The sequence below is a fragment of the Bradyrhizobium sp. CFUWI genome (assembly GCF_056429085.1).
Genome location: NZ_JBWJZE010000273.1, coordinates 1 through 406 on the forward strand (window position 1 = coordinate 1; position 406 = coordinate 406).

Genomic DNA, 406 nt, shown 5'->3' on the forward strand with positions numbered 1-406 from the left:
GGGCCAGCTCCACGTCGCCGATCTGCTGCGCGATGGCACGGGCGATGGCGCGCACGCGGTCCACGCGCTCGCCCTGGGTGCCGAGCTGGTTGTGGTAGACCACCTTGGCGAGCGAGGCGACGCGGGATTCGAGCGTCTTCTTGCGGTCCTGGTCGAAGAAGAACTTGGCGTCGGCCAGGCGCGGGCGCACCACGCGCTCGTTGCCGCCGACCACGGCGCTCGCGTCATCCGGGCGGATGTTGCTCACCACCAGGAAGCGGTGCGTGAGCCGGCCTTCGGCGTCGAGCAGCGGGAAGTATTTCTGGTTGGCCTTCATCGTGAGGATGAGGCATTCCTGCGGCACTTCGAGAAATTCCTTCTCGAATTCGCAGACGAGCACGTTCGGGCGTTCGACCAGGGCGGTCAC

The 406-nt window shown here is 66.7% G+C and carries 1 protein-coding gene; it reads right to left on the reverse strand.

Annotated features, from left to right (window positions below):
- Positions 1-406 (reverse strand): glycine--tRNA ligase subunit beta (locus AC066S_RS39770; protein ID WP_478272057.1); only part of this gene is annotated, 406 nt, incomplete at both ends.